Source organism: Ensifer sp. M14, from assembly GCF_003355565.1.
Taxonomy (GTDB): Bacteria; Pseudomonadota; Alphaproteobacteria; order Rhizobiales; family Rhizobiaceae; genus Ensifer.
Window position 1 is genome coordinate 323,763 of the sequence record NZ_QJNR01000004.1, and the last position, 16,359, is coordinate 340,121.

The 16,359-nt window shown below is 63.5% G+C and carries 21 protein-coding genes; 17 read left to right on the forward strand and 4 right to left on the reverse strand.

Annotated elements, in window-relative coordinates; all coding sequences use genetic code 11:
• Positions 1–80: 80 nt before the first annotated feature.
• The 6 genes from BLJAPNOD_RS01660 (at position 81) to BLJAPNOD_RS01685 (ending at position 4,337) form a co-directional block, all read left to right on the forward strand.
• A complete protein-coding gene (locus BLJAPNOD_RS01660; protein ID WP_115418691.1) occupies positions 81–1,136 on the forward strand; it encodes an aldehyde reductase in 1,056 nt (351 codons plus the stop codon).
• Positions 1,137–1,212: 76 nt separating this feature from the next.
• Positions 1,213–1,617 (forward strand): nuclear transport factor 2 family protein, encoded by a 405-nt coding sequence (locus BLJAPNOD_RS01665; protein ID WP_115418692.1) that lies wholly within the window; start codon positions 1,213–1,215, stop codon positions 1,615–1,617.
• Between the two features lie 185 nt (positions 1,618–1,802).
• Positions 1,803–2,132, forward strand: a complete 330-nt coding sequence (locus tag BLJAPNOD_RS01670) for a metalloregulator ArsR/SmtB family transcription factor (protein ID WP_115418693.1) — start codon at positions 1,803–1,805, stop codon at positions 2,130–2,132.
• Complete coding sequence (locus BLJAPNOD_RS01675) at positions 2,129–2,593, forward strand: SRPBCC domain-containing protein (protein WP_115418694.1); 465 nt, start codon at positions 2,129–2,131, stop codon at positions 2,591–2,593. The genes BLJAPNOD_RS01670 and BLJAPNOD_RS01675 overlap by 4 nt, the downstream gene beginning before the upstream one ends.
• Before the next feature lie 206 nt (positions 2,594–2,799).
• A complete protein-coding gene (locus BLJAPNOD_RS01680; RefSeq protein WP_077503091.1) occupies positions 2,800–3,213 on the forward strand; it encodes a GFA family protein in 414 nt (137 codons plus the stop codon).
• Positions 3,214–3,425: 212 nt separating this feature from the next.
• Positions 3,426–4,337 carry an alpha/beta hydrolase gene (locus BLJAPNOD_RS01685; RefSeq protein WP_115418695.1) on the forward strand — a complete coding sequence of 304 codons (912 nt, stop codon included), beginning with the start codon at positions 3,426–3,428 and terminating at the stop codon, positions 4,335–4,337.
• 115 nt (positions 4,338–4,452) lie between these two features.
• On the opposite strand, the gene BLJAPNOD_RS01690 is transcribed toward BLJAPNOD_RS01685, so the two are convergent.
• The gene (locus tag BLJAPNOD_RS01690; RefSeq protein WP_115418696.1) at positions 4,453–5,079 is read right to left on the reverse strand and encodes a glutathione S-transferase N-terminal domain-containing protein; all 627 of its coding nucleotides are present in this window, start codon (positions 5,077–5,079) and stop codon (positions 4,453–4,455) included.
• Positions 5,080–5,247: 168 nt separating this feature from the next.
• On the opposite strand from BLJAPNOD_RS01690, the gene BLJAPNOD_RS01695 reads away from it, so the two are divergent.
• Positions 5,248–6,309: a succinylglutamate desuccinylase/aspartoacylase family protein gene (locus tag BLJAPNOD_RS01695; protein WP_115418697.1), complete on the forward strand. Its 1,062-nt coding sequence runs from the start codon at positions 5,248–5,250 to the stop codon at positions 6,307–6,309.
• Between the two features lie 43 nt (positions 6,310–6,352).
• Here the strand turns inward: BLJAPNOD_RS01695 and BLJAPNOD_RS01700 are convergent, their stop codons facing one another.
• Positions 6,353–6,826 carry an Lrp/AsnC family transcriptional regulator gene (locus tag BLJAPNOD_RS01700; protein WP_115418698.1) on the reverse strand — a complete coding sequence of 158 codons (474 nt, stop codon included), beginning with the start codon at positions 6,824–6,826 and terminating at the stop codon, positions 6,353–6,355.
• Positions 6,827–7,055: 229 nt separating this feature from the next.
• On the opposite strand from BLJAPNOD_RS01700, the gene tatA reads away from it, so the two are divergent.
• From tatA to BLJAPNOD_RS01725, 5 genes are all read left to right on the forward strand, one after another.
• On the forward strand, positions 7,056–8,225 hold the full coding sequence (tatA, locus tag BLJAPNOD_RS01705) for a tyrosine aminotransferase (RefSeq protein ID WP_115418699.1): 1,170 nt from the start codon (positions 7,056–7,058) through the stop codon (positions 8,223–8,225).
• Positions 8,226–8,254: 29 nt separating this feature from the next.
• Positions 8,255–8,875 (forward strand): YitT family protein, encoded by a 621-nt coding sequence (locus tag BLJAPNOD_RS01710; RefSeq protein WP_115421090.1) that lies wholly within the window; start codon positions 8,255–8,257, stop codon positions 8,873–8,875.
• Between the two features lie 78 nt (positions 8,876–8,953).
• Complete coding sequence (locus BLJAPNOD_RS01715; RefSeq protein ID WP_115418700.1) at positions 8,954–9,313, forward strand: ArsC family reductase; 360 nt, start codon at positions 8,954–8,956, stop codon at positions 9,311–9,313.
• Between the two features lie 16 nt (positions 9,314–9,329).
• Positions 9,330–9,803, forward strand: a complete 474-nt coding sequence (gene ybaK / locus BLJAPNOD_RS01720) for a Cys-tRNA(Pro) deacylase (RefSeq protein WP_115418701.1) — start codon at positions 9,330–9,332, stop codon at positions 9,801–9,803.
• A 68-nt stretch (positions 9,804–9,871) separates the two neighbouring features.
• Positions 9,872–10,456 (forward strand): dual specificity protein phosphatase family protein, encoded by a 585-nt coding sequence (locus BLJAPNOD_RS01725; protein WP_115418702.1) that lies wholly within the window; start codon positions 9,872–9,874, stop codon positions 10,454–10,456.
• 4 nt (positions 10,457–10,460) lie between these two features.
• Here the strand turns inward: BLJAPNOD_RS01725 and BLJAPNOD_RS01730 are convergent, their stop codons facing one another.
• Positions 10,461–10,916, reverse strand: coding sequence for a MarR family winged helix-turn-helix transcriptional regulator (locus BLJAPNOD_RS01730; RefSeq protein ID WP_244610993.1), 456 nt, complete (start codon positions 10,914–10,916; stop codon positions 10,461–10,463).
• 84 nt (positions 10,917–11,000) lie between these two features.
• Here BLJAPNOD_RS01730 and BLJAPNOD_RS01735 point away from each other — a divergent pair, with 84 nt between their 5' ends.
• The 4 genes from BLJAPNOD_RS01735 (at position 11,001) to BLJAPNOD_RS01750 (ending at position 14,767) form a co-directional block, all read left to right on the forward strand.
• Positions 11,001–11,675, forward strand: coding sequence for a glutathione S-transferase family protein (locus BLJAPNOD_RS01735; RefSeq protein WP_115418704.1), 675 nt, complete (start codon positions 11,001–11,003; stop codon positions 11,673–11,675).
• An 88-nt stretch (positions 11,676–11,763) separates the two neighbouring features.
• Positions 11,764–12,642 carry an MBL fold metallo-hydrolase gene (locus tag BLJAPNOD_RS01740; protein ID WP_199565975.1) on the forward strand — a complete coding sequence of 293 codons (879 nt, stop codon included), beginning with the start codon at positions 11,764–11,766 and terminating at the stop codon, positions 12,640–12,642.
• An 80-nt stretch (positions 12,643–12,722) separates the two neighbouring features.
• Positions 12,723–13,976, forward strand: coding sequence for an aminopeptidase (locus BLJAPNOD_RS01745; protein WP_115418706.1), 1,254 nt, complete (start codon positions 12,723–12,725; stop codon positions 13,974–13,976).
• Positions 13,973–14,767: a pyrroline-5-carboxylate reductase dimerization domain-containing protein gene (locus tag BLJAPNOD_RS01750; RefSeq protein ID WP_158556093.1), complete on the forward strand. Its 795-nt coding sequence runs from the start codon at positions 13,973–13,975 to the stop codon at positions 14,765–14,767. The genes BLJAPNOD_RS01745 and BLJAPNOD_RS01750 overlap by 4 nt, the downstream gene beginning before the upstream one ends.
• Before the next feature lie 93 nt (positions 14,768–14,860).
• Here the strand turns inward: BLJAPNOD_RS01750 and BLJAPNOD_RS01755 are convergent, their stop codons facing one another.
• Entirely contained in the window at positions 14,861–15,736 is an 876-nt protein-coding gene (locus tag BLJAPNOD_RS01755) for an EamA family transporter (protein ID WP_115421091.1), read from the reverse strand.
• Positions 15,737–15,844: 108 nt separating this feature from the next.
• Here BLJAPNOD_RS01755 and BLJAPNOD_RS01760 point away from each other — a divergent pair, with 108 nt between their 5' ends.
• The gene (locus tag BLJAPNOD_RS01760) at positions 15,845–16,327 is read left to right on the forward strand and encodes a MarR family transcriptional regulator (protein WP_115418708.1); all 483 of its coding nucleotides are present in this window, start codon (positions 15,845–15,847) and stop codon (positions 16,325–16,327) included.
• The last annotated feature ends 32 nt before the right edge of the window (positions 16,328–16,359 follow it).

The following is a 16,359-nucleotide window of genomic DNA, read 5'->3' on the forward strand; positions in this document are numbered from 1 at the left end:
CAAAGAGACAATCAGACACATTAAGTCCATTTGTCTAATTCGAAAAGGCTGCCATTCCGGCGTTGCCAGAAGGAGCCCCGATGCGTCTTGCCGAAACAAAAGGCCGAGAGGACACCGTGCTGGTCACGGGCATCGGCGGATTTCTCGCGAGCCATGTGGGCCTTCAATTGCTCAAGCACGGCTATCGGGTTCGAGGCAGCCTGCGGAACATGGGAAAGTGCGAGGCCATCCGAAGCCAGCTTGGCGCGCAAGCCCCGGGCGAATTGCAGCGGCTGGGCTTCGTCCAGGCCGATCTCGATTCAGATGAGGGCTGGCGTGAGGCCGTCGAAGGCTGCCGCTATGTCATTCACACGGCGTCGCCGTTTCCGCCGGGTTTCCCTGAAAATGAGCAGGCACTGATCGACACGGCGCGCGAAGGCGCGCTGCGCGTCCTGACCGCCGCACACCGGGCACATGTCGAGCGGGTCGTTCTGACATCGTCCGTTGCCGCCACCAATCACGGCGACGGGCATGCGCCGTTTACCGAAGACAACTGGACCGATCCGGAAAGCCCGCGGGCGACACCCTACTACAAGTCAAAAACCCTGACCGAGCGCACCGCCTGGACATTCGCGCACGAGACCGCCCTCGATCTTGCCGTCATCAATCCGAGCGTGATCCTCGGTCCGTTGCTCGGGCGCGATTTCGGGACCTCCGTCGGATTGATCTATCATCTTATGACAGGCCGTTTCGAAGGCATTCCCCGCTTCGGCTTTTCGGTCGTGGACGCGCGCGACGTTGCCGATGCTCACATCACGGCCATGACCCACCCTGCCGCCGGCGGCCAGCGCTTCATTGTCGGCGGCCGATTTTTCTGGCTCAAGGAATTGGTCGCCCTCCTGGCGCGCACCTTTCCCGAGCATGCCGCGCGACTGCCGCGCGGCGAGGTTCCCGACGAGATCATCCGGGCGATGGCATCGACCGACCCCAATGCCCGTACGATCGTTCACGAGCTTGGCCGCGACCTCAGCGTCGATGCGTCGAAAGCCAGACGCATGCTCAACTGGCGCTCACGCCCGGAGGAAGACTGCATCTGCGCCAGCGCACAAAGCCTCATCGCCCTGGGGTTGGTGCCTGCCGTTTCGGTCGGCGCATAGCATCGCCCCAGGCCGGCAACGTTGATGACATACGGGGAGATCAGCGATCTCCCACCCCTCGAGATGGAGACCAACCATGACGCAAGCAGAAGCCGACATCACACGACAGGCGCAAGACGCCGAGATCCTGCGGGAGACGGAACGGGCCCGGCTGCGCGCCCTGGTCAGCGCCGATGTCGCGCTGGCGCGCCAGTTCCACGCTGCCGACTTCCAGCTGATAACGCCGATCGGCCTATCGCTTTCAAGAGACGCGTATCTGGGAGCCATCGCGGCCGGCCGGATCAAGTACCTCTCGTGGCAGCCGGCCGAAATGGCCGTACGCCTCTACGAAGAGTCTGCTATCATCCGCTATCGCGCCCAGCTCGAAGTCGTCTTTGACGGGCACGCCGTCCCTCGCAGCGACTACTGGCACACCGATGCATACGAGTATCGCGACGACCGATGGGTGGTCGTGTGGTCGCAGGCAACTGCAATCCGATAGCGATCGGCGCCGCAAGCGCTTTGTCCGCTTGCGGAGCAACCGTCGAAGAATGCGAGAAGGGGCGGGCCGAGGCATGCCCCTTTTTTGTTGCCGGTATCGGCCCGGCACTTCGGCTTTGCCCCTCCGCAACGTCCGCAGAAAGAATAGCATTGACTAATCAATCAGTGTGCACTAATGATTTTATCATGATTGAAGCCGCACCCATCACCACCATCATGCGCGCACTTGCCGATCCGACCCGGCGCGCCGTGTTCGAGCGCATCGCCAACGCCGACGAGATCACGGTGGTCGAGCTGACGCGCGGCAGCGGCGTGACGCAGGGTGCGATTTCGCAGCACCTCAAATCGTTGAAGCAGGCGGGCCTCGTCACCGAGCGCCCCGAGGGTCGCAACGTCTACTACCGCGCCCAGCCGGCGGGCCTCGAGCCGCTGGTCGCCTGGATGAACCATTACGGCGTCTTCTGGCGCGAACGTTTTGCAGATCTGCGCACTCTCTTGAAGGAGATCGATCCATGAATGAGGTAGCATTGCAGCCCCACACCCAGGACATCGTGGTCGACGAAGTCTTCCCTCACAGCCCGGAAACGATCTGGAAGACGCTGACGAGCGGCGCCTTGATGAGCCGCTGGATGATGGTCCCGTCAGGTTTTGAACCGGTCGCAGGCAACCGCTTCACCTTCCAGACGACGGCGGCCGGCGAATGGGATGGTGTCATCCACTGCAAGGTGCTGGAGGTCCGACCCAATGAGCGCTTCGTTTACGCCTGGAAAGGCGGACACGAGGGCAACATCGGCTATGGCTCCCGCCTCGACACGGTCGTCACCTGGACGCTGTCGAGGGTCGACGGCGGCACACGCCTCCGGCTCGTCCATTCCGGCTTCGTGACGCCTAGGAACGACACGGCTTTCAAGAACATGAGCCAGGGCTGGACGAAAGTTCTTTCGAAGATCGGCGTCGTCACAGACGAACAGAGCTGATCGCACCGCGCAGACTGCGACGCAGTTTGCGGGCTGGATCGGTCGTCAGATCGTCAGGCGCACCGAACGGTTGCGATGCCGCGCACGCCCGAACCGATATCGGCTCCGGGCCTGCCCCAAACATTTGAAGCCATGAAAGAGAACGGCCGGCGTCGCCGATCGCTGCGGCACGCCTTGTTTCCCCAAACCAAAGCAGGAGGAATGTGATGAGCAAGTCCTATATCGGTGGATGCGCCTGCGGCGCGATCCGCTACGAAATATCGGGAGAACCGATTTTCTCGAACGACTGCCAGTGTCGCGACTGCCAGCAAGAAAGCGGCACCGGGCACGGATCGCACCTGAGCTTCCAGCGAGACGGCGTGAAGCTCGAAGGCGAGGCGACGTTGTGGGACATGGTCGCCGACAGCGGCAACGTGAAGACACGGGCCTTTTGCCCCACCTGCGGTTCGCCCGTCTACATGACCTTTGCCGCCATGCCGGACGTCTTCACCGTGCGCGCGGCGAGCCTCGACGACCCGAGCCGCTACAAGCCCGATGCCGTCACCTATGGATCACGCGGCTACGCCTGGGATCACCTCGATCCGACGCTACCGAAGTTCGACAAGATGCCGCCGATGTAGAGATCAGGCGAACGGACATCTGAGTTTTCCAGGGCGCCAAAGCGCGCCCTGTTCCATCTCCATCGCTGAGCAACCGCGCAAATGCCGTATGCTGTGTTCGGTATCTCCGAACAGTAAGTCCGTCTTGCGGCGGCTAGTTCGAACAGCGCATCACTGTCATCTTCTCTCCATCGAAACGCCATTCGGCAGACGCCGACAAACAGGAGAGACCCATGCTTCGTTCCTTCATCGCCGCTGCCACGATCGCCTTTGCCGCGCCGGCACTGGCCGACATCAAGCCTTATCCGGCAACATTTACGGCCGAGAACGTTGCCACCAACGGCACGACCCTTCACGTGCGCGTCGGCGGATCAGGCCCGACCATCGTTCTCTTGCACGGCTACGGCGAGACCGGCGACATGTGGGTCCCGCTTGCGGCGGAGCTTGCCCGCGACCACCGCGTCATCGTGCCCGACCTCAGAGGCATGGGGCTCTCGGAGAAGCCGACGACCGGCTATGACAAGAAGAACGAAGCCCAGGATATCGCCGGCGTGCTCGACGCCTTGAAGGCCGACAAGGTCGATGTCGTCGCACACGACATCGGCAACATGGTCGGTTACGCCTTTGCCGCCCAGTATCCGGACCGCACGACGAAACTGGTGCTGATGGACGCGCCGCTTCCCGGCATCGGCCCTTGGGACGAAATTCTGAAGAGCCCGCTGCTCTGGCACTTCCGCTTCGGCGGGCCTGACATGGAACGTCTGGTTGCCGGCCGCGAGCGCATCTACCTCGACCGCTTCTGGAACGAATTCTCCGCCGATCCGACGAAGTGGAACGAGGCGTCGCGCCAACACTATGCCAAGCTTTACGCCCAGCCGGGCGCGATGCGGGCGGGCTTTGCCCAGTTTGCAGCCTTCGACCAGGACGTCATCGACAACCAGGGCTTCCTGAAACAGGGCAAGCTCCGCATGCCGGTGCTGGCCGTTGGCGGCGAGAAATCCTTCGGCCCGACCATGGCCGTCGTTGCCAGAGCCGCCGCAGACAATGTCACTGAGGTGGTCATTCCGGCATCCGGCCATTGGCTGATGGAAGAACAGCCCGAAGCGACGGCGAAGGCGATCCGCAGCTTTCTCGATACGGAATGATCCGCCACCTTATGTGAACCCGACATTGGCCCGGGTCGGTGCGAGAGTTTTGCGCCGGCCCTGCTATGCCTTGAGTCGGGCACGCGACCCCTCGGCGCCTACGCTCGGTTTGGCCTTACGTCGGTGCGATGAAAGGCTGGCTGATAGCCTGGAAGACGGTGAGCGCTTCCAGCTTTTCGCCATGCGCCCGCAAGGCCGGATAGTTGGAGATCGCGATCAGCTCGGGATGAACATCGCACAGGAAACGCAGCACCACCGCGACGGCGATATCGGCATGGCCGATGTGCTCGCCGAACCAAAACTCCGAAACGCCTTCCGCCCGTCCGGCCTCAAGGGTGGCAAGCGTTGTCTCGATCTGTCGACGGCAGCGGTCGACCCAGAGGGTGGAGACTTCGCTGTGCAGGCGCTTCTCGTAGAACAGGCTGACGGCCTTGTCGCCGAGCCCGCTTGCGAGCGCCGCAATCCTTAGCGCCCGATGCCGTGCCGGCTCGGACCTTGGAAACATCGCGCAATCCTCAGGAACCAGGCCATCGAGGTAGTCGAGGATGATGTGGCTGTCGACCAGTGCAGTGCCGTCGTCGAGCACCAGGGTCGGCACGCGCGTCAGCGGATTGTAGGCGCGCAGCCTGTCCGCATCACCGAAGGACGACCAGGGGCGATGCTCGAATTCCATGCCGTAGAGCGTGAGCGCGATGCCGACGCGGCGGACGAAGGGGGAGTCATATTGGCCGATCAGGATCATCTGCGAACTCCCACTGGTGCGAACGAGACCAGAAGACACCCGCCACACGGTAAAAGTCAAAGCCTCGCTCCGCCGTCTGGCGCTGTGCGTGCTCCCCGTTTCTAGCCACTTGCGAAGCGTATCGGGAATGCCGATAAGCCATCGACACGAGACAAGCGGGGGGAGACCATGGACATCTCGGAAATCATCATCGCCGGCGATACCGCAGGCATCGAATGGCGCCTGCCGGTCTTCCGTTTCAAGGGCAACAACCCCGACGCGCCGAAGACCTATATCCAGGCGGCGCTGCACGCCAATGAATTGCCCGGAACGGCGGCCGCGCATTTCCTCCTGCAGAGGCTCGCCGAGGCTGAGAAGACCGGCGCCATTCTCGGCGATATAACCGTGGTGCCGCAAGCAAACCCGATCGGCACGGCGCAGTCGCATTTCGGCGAGTTGCAGGGCCGGTTCGATCTCGGCTCGCGCACCAATTTCAACCGCGACTTCCCGCTGATCGCACTCGGCGAGCGCGACAGCCTGCTGAGTGATCTCGATCGCTACTCGGCGACGGACCGCCTGAAGCGGCAATTGCTGCACATGGCGCTCGGGGCAAAGCTGATGCTCGACCTGCATTGCGACGACGAAGCGCTGCAATATGCCTATATCGACGACGCCTTCTGGCCGGAAGCGGCCGACCTTGCTGCAGCGCTCGACATGGAAGCGGTGTTTCTGTCCGATGGCGAAAGCTCGGCCTTCGAAGAGGCCGTCGCCTATGCCTGGAAATACGAGACGGCCGGACAGAAGAAGGCGGCCCTGCCCGGGCGGCTTTCGGTCACGGTCGAGCTTCGCGGCACGCGCGACGTCTACCCTGAGATGGCACGCAAGGACGCCGAGGGCCTGTTGCGCTTCCTCGTTGCGCGCGGCGTGGTCGCCGGCGACAGGGCAGCCCTTCCCGCCTTCGGCGGCATCGTCGCGCCGCTCGACAACATCGAGATGATCCGCGCCCCGGAATCGGGCGCCATCCTCTTCCACCGCGATATCGGCGACAAGGTGAAGGCCGGCGATCTGCTGGTGACGATCCTCAACCGTCCCGGCCAGTCGGACGGCGCCATCGAGGTCCGCGCCCCGCAGGACGGGCTGATTGTTACCCGGGTATCGACACGGCACGCCCGCCGCCGCTCGGACCTGATGAAGATCGCCTGCGAAACGGCGTCCAGCGCCGCACGCAAGCCGGGACCGCTGGAAGCCTGATCCCGCGTCTTTGATCCGGAACGCCCTCAGGGCGTTCCGGATTTCAGGGTGCCATCGTCGCGGACATCTTCGGGCTATCGAGCAGGATGGTCGAGCGCAGCGTCTTGATCTCGCCAATCTGCTCGAACTCGCTCCACAGCAGCCGCTTGTAGTCGGCGACATCGCGCACGGCGATCTTCAAGAGGAAGTCGAAATCACCGGCGACCGTGTGGCACTCCACCACCTCTGGCATGCGCGATACCAGCTCGATGAAACGCTGTCCGACCTTGCTTGCCGTTCGCTCCAGCGTCACCTCGAGAAAGGCCTGGAAGCCGACGCCCGCCGCCTTCGGATCGACCACGACAGTTTGCCGGATAACGCCTGCCGAATAGAGCCGCGCCAGACGGCGTGAAAGCGGCGCCGGCGACAGCCCGACCCGTGCGGCAAGCTCGTTGTTGCTTCGCGATGCATCCTCGACAAGCAGCCGGATGATCCGTCTGTCGATCGCATCGAGTTCGGTGGCGCCGCGCTCCGCCATCAGACAGGCCTCCCTCTGCATTTTCCGTGATCCGCGCAAACCAGCAAAAGAAATGCATCGATCTACGCAATTTTATCTATGCGAATATTGTCTCCGTGGCAAATACGTCGTCGATTTTGCGCGGTGGTTGCCTTATTGAAGAGGCCAGTCGGTCGGTCGGAGGGTGGCCACCGGCACGACCTTCTCGACCGTCATCGCTACTCTGTCACTGCCAAGGGGGAATTCCGGCATGTTCGACGCTCTGACCCGCCAACCCGACGATCCGTTGCTGGCCCTGATCGGGCTCTATCGCAAGGACGAGCGCCCTGGAAAGGTCGATCTCGGCGTCGGCGTCTACCGCGACGAGACCGGCCACACGCCGATCTTCCGCGCGGTCAAGGAAGCAGAAAAGCGGTTGCTCGAAGCGCAGGACAGCAAGGCCTATGTCGGGCCCGAGGGCGATCTCGTTTTCGTCGATCATCTCTGGACGCTGGTCGGCGGTGACACCGTCAATCGCAGCCACCTTGCCGGCGTGCAGACGCCGGGCGGCTCCGGCGCGCTCCGGCTTGCCGCCGACCTCATTCGCCAGATGGGCGGCAAGCGCATCTGGATCGGCCTGCCGAGCTGGATGAACCATGCCAGCATCTTCAAGGCCGCAGGCCTTGAGACAGCCGGCTATCCATTCTTCGATGTGCCGTCGCAGACCGTGCTCTTCGACACCATGATGAGCGCTCTTCAGGGCGCTTCGGCCGGCGACGCAGTGCTGCTGCATGCCGGCTGCCACAACCCGACGGGTGGCGTGATCACCGAGGCGCAATGGCTGGAGATTGCGGCGGTCGTCGCCGAGCGCGGTCTGCTGCCGCTGATCGACCTCGCCTATCAGGGGTTTGGCCGCGGCCTTGACGAGGATGTCGTCGGTCTTCGCCACCTCATCGGCGTCGTTCCGGAAGCGCTGATTGCCGTCTCCTGCTCTAAGTCGTTCGGGCTCTACCGCGAACGCACCGGCGCGATCTTTGCCGTCACCACCTCATCCTCGTCGGCCGACACAGTCCGCTCCAACCTCGCCGGCCTCGCCCGCACCAGCTACTCGATGCCGCCGGATCACGGTGCCGCCATCGTGCGCACCATCCTGTCGGATGCCGACCTGGCGCGCGACTGGAGAGAAGAGCTCGAAACCATGCGGCTGCGCATCACGGGCATCCGTCACGCGCTGGCCGAAGGCCTGCGCGACCGCTGGCAGGCACTTGGCGCCATCGCCGCCCAGGAGGGCATGTTCACGCTGCTGCCGCTCGCAGAGGCGGATGTGATGCGGCTCCGCAACGAGCACGGCATCTACATGCCGGGTTCCGGCCGCATCAATATTGCCGGATTGAAGACCGCCGAAGTCGGTGACGTCATCGGCAAGTTCAAGAACCTCTAAGGACTGAAAAGACGATGAAGGCCGAGCGAATGATCGATGCAACCGAAGTGCCCACGGAGCGCCATCGCCTCTATGAGGATGCGCTGGCGATCCTGACGGGCACGCTGATCATGTCGCTCGGCGTCATCATCTACAGCAAGGCGATGCTGCTGACCGGCAGCACCTCCGGCCTAGCGCTTTTGTTGCAGTATGCGACCGGCGCGCAGTTCTGGCTGGTGTTCTCGCTCATCAACCTGCCGTTCTACGTGCTTGCGGTCAAACGGCTCGGCTGGATGTTTGCGCTGCGCACCTTCCTTGCCGTCACCCTGGTGGCGCTGTTTTCGAAGTTGACGGCGGGATGGGTGGAATTCGCCAGGCTCGACCCGATCTATGCGACCATTGTCGGCGGCGGGCTGATGGGAACCGGCCTGCTCATTCTCTTTCGCCATCGCACCGGGCTCGGCGGCATCAACATTCTGGCGATCTACCTGCAGGAGAAGTTCGGCATCCGCGCCGGCTATTTCCAGCTGGCCGTGGACCTTGCGATCCTCGCCACGGCCCTCTTCGTGCTGCCGCCGGCGAACCTCGTTCTGTCCGTGCTGGGCGCTGCCGTCGTCAACATGACGCTCGCCATCAACCACAGGCCGGGTCGTTATGCCGGCGTGACCTGAGACAAAGTCTTCCCTCGCTTCCCGAGGGAGGCTATCACTCCGCGCACAGATTTGCCGCAAGGCAGGAAGGGCACGGGAATGACGGTCACGATCTACGGCATCAAGAACTGCGACACGATGAAAAAGGCCCGCACCTGGCTCGACGGCCAGGGCATCGCCTACCGCTTCCACGACTACAAGGCCGAGGGCATCGACCGCGCCCATCTCGATCGCTGGAGCAAAGAGGCTGGCTGGGAGATCGTGCTCAACCGCGCCGGCACCACCTTCCGCAACCTGCCCGACGCCGACAAGCAGAACCTCGATGCCGACAAGGCCATCGCGCTGATGCTGGCCCAGCCCTCGATGATCAAGCGCCCGGTGCTCGAGGCCAACGGCAACCTGCTGATCGGCTTCAAGCCCGACCTCTACGACGCCCTGTTCGACAAGGCGAACGCCTGACGCCCGGAGCCGCACGATGTCCAAGACGACCCGCGCGACACAGACCCTTGCCAAGGCCGGCGTTGCCTTCAGTGTCCACACCTACGACTACGACCCGAACGCCGAGCGCGTCGGCCTGCAGGCGGCCGAAGCACTGGGCGAAGATCCAAGCCGGGTGCTGAAGACGCTGATGGCTGAGGTCGACGGCAAGCCGGTCTGCTGCGTCGTGCCGTCCGATCGCGAAGTCAGCATGAAGAAACTGGCTTCGGCCTTCGGTGGCAAATCGGCGGCGATGATGAAGCCGGCCGATGCGGAACGGCTGACCGGATACCATGTCGGCGGCATCAGCCCGTTCGGGCAGAAAAAGCTGGTGCCGACAGCGATCGAAGAGGCCGCCCTTTCCGAAGCGCAGGTCTATATCAATGGCGGCCAGCGGGGCTTGCAGGTGCGGCTTGCGCCCGCCGATGCGAGGGATGTCCTGAAGGCCGTGGCGGCGCCGCTGATTGCCTGACACACGCCATCAAAACATCACGGATGCCGGCTACACCTCAAATCCTCGAGGTTTTTGAAAGCCCGTCCATGCTATCAGGATTGATCCTGCGCCCAAAGCGCTTCGCCCGTCGCCTCATTCTTGCGGTCGCGGTCGTCGCCGCAGTCAGCGTGCTTTATCTCGTGACACTGCAATGGACGGGTAACTTCCACACGCTGGTTGCGGGCGAGGTCTACCGGTCGGCCCAGCCGAGTTCGCGTTCGATCGTCGCCTATTCGAAGGCCTACGGCATCCGCACCATTCTCAACCTGCGCGGCGAGAGCGATGCCCGCTGGTACCGCGACGAAGCGGCAGCCGCCCAGCGCAACGGCATCCGTCTCATCAATTTCCCGATGTCCTCGTCATCGGCCATCAGCCTGAAGCAAACAGAAGCGCTGATGGCGATCCTGCGCGATGCGCCGAAGCCGCTCTTGATCCATTGCAAGGCCGGCGCCGACCGGACCGGCCTGGTGTCGACGATCTACCTGCAGCAGATTGCCGGCGTGGATGAAGAGACGGCCGAATGGCAGCTGTCGCCGATCTACGGCCATGTGGCACTGCCCTACCTTTCCTCGACCTTCGCCATGGACGAGACTTGGGAGGCGCTGGAGAAATCCTTCGGGCTCGACAGCTAGCGTTCTATTGCAATTTAGCGAGCAGCCGTGCCAGCTCCCGCGCATCGTCCGCACTCAGCTTCGCGCCGACATGCGCCTCGATCGAGGCGGCATAGACCTGCCACATGCGCGCGCGCGTCGCGCGCCCCTCATCGGTGACAACCACCCAGCGCCCGCGGCCATCGGCGTCAAAAGTCTCGCGACGTACAAACCCTTCCCGTTCAAGCCGGTCGATCAGGCGCGAGAGGTTATATTGGGCAAGCAGGGTGCGGGACTCGATTTCGAAGGGGCGCAGCTTGCCGCCGTCCGCCTGTGCCAGTTCCCAGAGTACGTCGTACCAGCTAAGCGGCGGCAGGCCAGCCTTCTTGAAGTCGGCTTCGATCTCCTGGAGCACGCGCCGCTGCGCGCGCATCAGGCCGATCCAAGCCTGTGTGGCGCCCGGGGTGGGCCGTGGCTCTCCGGTGTCCGAAAAATCGCTCATAGATGCAGTTACATCGATCTTGAAATCATTGGCAAGCGCACATACATGCAAATGCATCTACTTGACCAACCCAGGAGATCGCCCATGACGAGTGCCCTCACCCTGATCAGCCATCACCTCTGCCCCTATGTGCAGCGGGCTGCAATCGCCCTTGCCGAGAAGAATGTCGCCTTCGATCGCATCAACATCGATCTCGCCGCCAAGCCGGACTGGTTTCTGAAGATTTCGCCGCTCGGCAAGGTGCCTTTGCTGCAGATCCCCCAGGACACCGGTGAAGCCGCGCTGTTCGAAAGCTCGGTGATCTGTGAATATCTCGAGGAAACCCAGGCCGGCGCCAGGCTGCACCCGACCGACGCGCTCGAACGGGCGCGCCACCGTGGCTGGATGGAATACGGCTCCTCGATCCTGTCGGACCTCTGGGGCTTCGAGACCACCGGGGACGCCGAAACCTTCGAGCAGAAGCGCCAGGCGGTCGCGGCAAAGTTCGCGACGGTCGAAGCCGTGCTCGGCGACGGCCCTTATTTCGCCGGAAACGACTTCTCGCTGGTGGATGCGGTCTTTGCGCCGATCTTCCGTTACTTCGATCTTTTCGACACGCTGGCCGACCACAGGATTTTCAATGGGCTTACCCACGTTTCCGCCTGGCGGCAGGCCCTGACGGAACGCCCGAGTGTCAGGAAGGCCGTGGCCGCTGACTACGGCGAGCGCCTGATGGTCTTCCTGAAGCAGCACGACGCCTATCTGCTGCGCGCGCAATAGAGCGCGTGCCTCACCGGCCCTTCTTTTTCGGCGCGCGCCGTCCTATGACGGATGCAAACCTTCTGGAGGCGAAGTGCCCGTGCCTGATATGACGTCGACCCTGACGATACTACAGCCTTATCCCGGCATCTTTGCCTATTACGACGGGCGGATTGCCGGGACACGGCTGCATTCGGAGGGACCGAACTGGCTGGACGACGGCGCCTATGCGCTCGGTGTCGCGTCCTATGCCATTGTCGACGGCGGCGAGGCACTCGTCTACGACACCCACATCTCCCTGCCCCATGCGCAAGCCATTCGCGCTCACCTCGAAGGCCTCGGCGTCACCTCGATCCGGGTCGTGCTCAGCCATTGGCACAAGGACCACGTCGCCGGAAACGCCGTTTTTGCCGATTGCGAGATCATCGCACTGGCGTTGACGGCAGAACGGCTTGCCGAGAACCGCGGAAAAATCGAAACGGCGACGCCGCCGATCCACCCCCTCGTCATGCCCACCTGCCTGTTCGAAGGAAGGCTCGACCTGAAAGTCGGGCAGCGGACGGTGGAACTGCACCACTTCGCCATTCACAGCGCCGACGGCAACGTCCTCTGGCTGCCTGAGGAAAAGCTGCTCCTGGCCGGCGACACCGTCGAAGACTGCGCCACCTTCATCGCCGAGGCCGCGCACGTCGCCACGCACATTGACGAACTGAAGCGGCTGCGGCTCTTGCCGATCGCCCACATCCTGCCGAGCCATGGCGACCGCGACCGCATCTCCGCCGGCGGCTACGACGGCACGCTCATCGATGCGAACCGACGCTACCTCGAACGCTTGATGGAAGCGGCCGCGGAGGGAATCCCGATCGGGCCGCTCAAGGACTTTGCCGCCGACGAGATCGCTACCGGTTCGATCCTCTATTTCGAGCCCTATGAGGAAGTCCACGACAGCAATGTCGCCAGAATGCGTGCGGCGGCGGCCCGCAACTGAGGTTTGCAACCGCCAGCCTTCATTTTCGCCGCAAACAGCACTAAGTCTCGTTCGTCCGATTTCATAACGACAGGCAGATCATGACCTATCCCGCCAACACCCCCACCCCGATCGATCCGGTCAAACTCGACAAGCTCGCGGAAGTCGCCATCAAGGTCGGCCTGCAGCTTGAGAAGGGCCAGGACCTGGTGATGACGGCGCCGATCGCCGCCATGCCGCTGGTGCGCGACATCACCAAACATGCCTACAAGGCCGGCGCCGGCCTGGTGACGACCTTCTATTCCGACGAGGAAACGACGCTGGCGCGCTATGCCTATGCGCCCGACGAAAGCTTCGACCGGGCCAGCGACTGGCTTTACGAAGGCATGGCCAAGGCCTTTGCCGGCGGTGCGGCACGCCTCGCCATCTCCGGCGACAACCCGATGATGCTGTCGGCCCAGGACCCGAGCAAGGTCGCGCGCGCCAACAAGGCCAATTCAATCGCCTACAAACCGGCGCTCGAAAAGATCTCGAACTTCGACATCAACTGGAACATCGTCTCCTATCCCAATCCCTCCTGGGCGCGGCTGGTGTTCCCGAACGATCCCGAGCCGATCGCGGTGGAAAAACTGGCCAATGCCATCTTTGCCGCCTCACGCGTCGACCTCGACGATCCGGTTGCTGCCTGGAACGCACACAATGCCAACCTGGCGCGCCGCTCCGCCTGGCTGAACGGCGAACGCTTCGCCTCGCTGCATTTCACCGGCCCCGGCACCGATCTCGTCGTCGGCCTGGCTGACGGCCATCTCTGGTGCGGCGGCGCGTCGGAAGCGAAAAACGGCATTATCTGCAATCCGAACATCCCGACCGAAGAGGTGTTCACCACGCCGCATGCGCTGCGCGTCGAAGGCTTTGTCTCCAGCACCAAGCCGCTGTCGCATCAGGGCACTCTGATCGATAACATCCAGGTCCGCTTCGAAGGCGGGCGCATCGTCGAGGCGAAGGCGTCGCGTGGCGAGGAAGTGCTGAACAAGGTGCTCGATACTGACGAAGGCGCGCGCCGGCTCGGCGAAGTGGCGCTGGTCCCGCATTCCTCGCCGATCTCGGCAAGCGGTATCCTGTTCTACAACACGCTGTTTGATGAAAATGCCTCGTGCCATATCGCGCTCGGCCAGTGCTACTCGGGTTGCTTCGTCGACGACACCAAACTGACCCCGGAGCAGATCCGCGCTCAGGGCGGCAATTCAAGCCTGATCCATATCGACTGGATGATCGGCTCCGGCCAGGTCGACATCGACGGCGTGCGCGCCGACGGCAGCCGCGTGCCGGTCATGCGTCAGGGCGAGTGGGCTTGACGCGACTTGGCGTCATCGGTGGCGGCGGCTGGCTGGGCAAGGCCCTGCTCTTGCCCGCCCTTGCCGATGGCGTGATTGCCGGGGAGGCGCTGACAGTCTCCTCGCGCAGCGGCACCGCGGCGGGCTTCGCGCCCTGGCCAGATGTCCGCCAGACGAAGGACAATGCCGCGCTTGCTGGCGATGCGGATGTGGTGATGCTGTCGGTCCGCCCCCAGGATCTCGACGCCATAACGCTCGATCTCTCCGGCAAACTCATCATTTCGGTGATGGCGATGGTTTCGCTTGACGACCTTGCCGCCCGCTTCAAGGCTCGCCGCATCATCCGGGCGATGCCGAACGCTGCCGCCGAAAAGCGGCTCTCCTTCACGCCCTGGCTTGCCAGCTCCGATGCAACGGATGCGGATTGCGTGTTCGCCGAACGTTTCTTCAATGCATCCGGCCAAGCGCAAAGGATCGGGACGGAGGCGGAGCTCGACTATTTTACGGCGCTGACCGGCTCCGGCCCCGCCTTTCTCGCCGCCTTTGCCGATGCCATGATCTCCGACGCCGTGGCGAAAGGAATAGGGCGTGGCATCGCCGAACGGGCCGTGCGCCAACTCTTCCTCGGCGGCAGCGCACTTATGGCCGACAGCGAGCAGACGCCCGCCGAAATCGTACAAGCTTTCCTCGACTACGCCGGCACGACCGCCGCCGGGCTTGAGGCCATGGCCGCGGCCGATATCCGCACGCCGATCGCACGCGGTCTGACAGCCGCCGCGGCAAAGGCAGCGGCCGGTACGCGAAAGCAATAGGTCAGCCGCATTTTCCTGAAACGCTCGCTCTGCGTTGCGGCCCCATGTTTCTCAAATTTTCGAACGAGCCCGTCCAGTGGCAGGCTCGACCTTTCATGCACGGGCCGGCCGAACCCGGGGCACCAGTTGCGCCCGCTGGCTTAGCCAGACACTGATGAGTACGACCAGAATGCCGAGTGCCTGGACCGGCGTCAGACGCTCATCGAGCACGCCCCACCCGAGCAGGATGGCGACAACAGGGCTGAGGAAGCCGAGCGGCGCCACGGCCGAAGGCTCAAGGCGCGACAGCCCGCGGAACCAGAGCAGATAGGTGAAGGCAGCGCCAACAAGGCCGAGATAGGCAAGGCCCCCGTAGTTCGCCACAGTCAACGACGGCAGCGCCGGCTCAAAGAACAGCGCGACCGGCACCAGCAGCACGCCGCCGGCGGCAAGCTGCCAGGCGGTGAAGGTCAAGGGCGGCACCGGCGGTGCCCAGTGGCGGCTCAAAACCGTGCCGAAGGCCATGGATACGGCACCGGCAAGACCGGCAAGGACGCCGAGCGGATCAAGCGTTGCGCCCGGTGTCAGCACCAGCAGGCCGACGCCGACGATGCCGGCAAGTCCGGCGACGATGCTGAGCGCCCGGATCGGCGACCCCAGAAAGACGCGCGACAGGAGAATGACGATCAAAGGCTGGATCGCGCCGACGGTCGCGGCCACGCCGCCCGGTAACCGATAGGCGGAGACGAACAGCATCGCCCAGAAGAACGAGAAGTTGAGCGCGCCGAGCAGGAAGGTGCGCGGCCACCAGATGCCGGAAGGCAGCCGGCGAACGATGAGGAGGAGCAACAGCCCCGCCGGCAGGGCGCGCAGCATGGCGACCGTCAGTGGGTATCCCGGCGGCAGCAACTCGGTCGTAACCAGATAGGTACTGCCCCAGACCGCCGGTGCGATCGCGGTCAAAGCGAGGTCGAGGTTGCGGGTCGCGATCATATCTTTACCTCAAGAATCTCTACATCAAGATAAATTGACGATAACAGAGTTTCTCTCTACGTCAAGATACTCTATAGCTGGAACAGGCGTGGCGGAGGATTTGTTATGGATCGTGTCGACAGGATATTGGCGCAATGGCACCGGGAACGGCCTGATCTCGACGTGTCGGCCATGGGGCTTCTCGGCCGCCTCGGACGATTGTCGACCCATATCGGCCGGGAGATCGAGAAGACATTTGCCGAACGCGGCCTTTCCTCATCGAGCTTCGACGTGCTCGCAACGCTGCGCCGCTCCGGCCCGCCCTACCGGCTTTCCCCCGGCGACCTGCTGGCGACCACCATGGTCAGCTCCGGCACGATGACCAACCGGATCGACCAGCTGGAGAAAGCGGGCCTGGTGGAGCGGCTCGACAATCCCGATGACCGGCGCGGCGTGATCATCGCCCTGACCGAGGAGGGGCTGAAACGCGTCGACGAGGCCGCGACCGCCCATGTGGCCAACCAACACCGGGTCGTTGCCGAGCTGTCGCCCGAGGAGCGGGCCAACCTCGACGCGCTGTTGCGCAAGTATCTCGCGGCTTTCGAATAGAGCGGGCGAATAGACCGGGGGAACAGGCCGAC

What these genes read in the sequence shown, in the direction of transcription:
- BLJAPNOD_RS01660 (WP_115418691.1), top strand. Translation starts at nt 81, where the DNA reads ATGCGTCTTGCCGAAACAAAAGGCCGAGAGGACACCGTGCTGGTCACG.
- BLJAPNOD_RS01665 (WP_115418692.1), top strand. Translation starts at nt 1,213, where the DNA reads ATGACGCAAGCAGAAGCCGACATCACACGACAGGCGCAAGACGCCGAG.
- BLJAPNOD_RS01670 (WP_115418693.1), top strand. Translation starts at nt 1,803, where the DNA reads ATGATTGAAGCCGCACCCATCACCACCATCATGCGCGCACTTGCCGAT.
- BLJAPNOD_RS01675 (WP_115418694.1), top strand. Translation starts at nt 2,129, where the DNA reads ATGAATGAGGTAGCATTGCAGCCCCACACCCAGGACATCGTGGTCGAC.
- BLJAPNOD_RS01680 (WP_077503091.1), top strand. Translation starts at nt 2,800, where the DNA reads ATGAGCAAGTCCTATATCGGTGGATGCGCCTGCGGCGCGATCCGCTAC.
- BLJAPNOD_RS01685 (WP_115418695.1), top strand. Translation starts at nt 3,426, where the DNA reads ATGCTTCGTTCCTTCATCGCCGCTGCCACGATCGCCTTTGCCGCGCCG.
- BLJAPNOD_RS01690 (WP_115418696.1), bottom strand. Translation starts at nt 5,079, where the DNA reads ATGATCCTGATCGGCCAATATGACTCCCCCTTCGTCCGCCGCGTCGGC.
- BLJAPNOD_RS01695 (WP_115418697.1), top strand. Translation starts at nt 5,248, where the DNA reads ATGGACATCTCGGAAATCATCATCGCCGGCGATACCGCAGGCATCGAA.
- BLJAPNOD_RS01700 (WP_115418698.1), bottom strand. Translation starts at nt 6,826, where the DNA reads ATGGCGGAGCGCGGCGCCACCGAACTCGATGCGATCGACAGACGGATC.
- tatA (WP_115418699.1), top strand. Translation starts at nt 7,056, where the DNA reads ATGTTCGACGCTCTGACCCGCCAACCCGACGATCCGTTGCTGGCCCTG.
- BLJAPNOD_RS01710 (WP_115421090.1), top strand. Translation starts at nt 8,255, where the DNA reads ATGATCGATGCAACCGAAGTGCCCACGGAGCGCCATCGCCTCTATGAG.
- BLJAPNOD_RS01715 (WP_115418700.1), top strand. Translation starts at nt 8,954, where the DNA reads ATGACGGTCACGATCTACGGCATCAAGAACTGCGACACGATGAAAAAG.
- ybaK (WP_115418701.1), top strand. Translation starts at nt 9,330, where the DNA reads ATGTCCAAGACGACCCGCGCGACACAGACCCTTGCCAAGGCCGGCGTT.
- BLJAPNOD_RS01725 (WP_115418702.1), top strand. Translation starts at nt 9,872, where the DNA reads ATGCTATCAGGATTGATCCTGCGCCCAAAGCGCTTCGCCCGTCGCCTC.
- BLJAPNOD_RS01730 (WP_244610993.1), bottom strand. Translation starts at nt 10,916, where the DNA reads ATGAGCGATTTTTCGGACACCGGAGAGCCACGGCCCACCCCGGGCGCC.
- BLJAPNOD_RS01735 (WP_115418704.1), top strand. Translation starts at nt 11,001, where the DNA reads ATGACGAGTGCCCTCACCCTGATCAGCCATCACCTCTGCCCCTATGTG.
- BLJAPNOD_RS01740 (WP_199565975.1), top strand. Translation starts at nt 11,764, where the DNA reads ATGACGTCGACCCTGACGATACTACAGCCTTATCCCGGCATCTTTGCC.
- BLJAPNOD_RS01745 (WP_115418706.1), top strand. Translation starts at nt 12,723, where the DNA reads ATGACCTATCCCGCCAACACCCCCACCCCGATCGATCCGGTCAAACTC.
- BLJAPNOD_RS01760 (WP_115418708.1), top strand. Translation starts at nt 15,845, where the DNA reads ATGGATCGTGTCGACAGGATATTGGCGCAATGGCACCGGGAACGGCCT.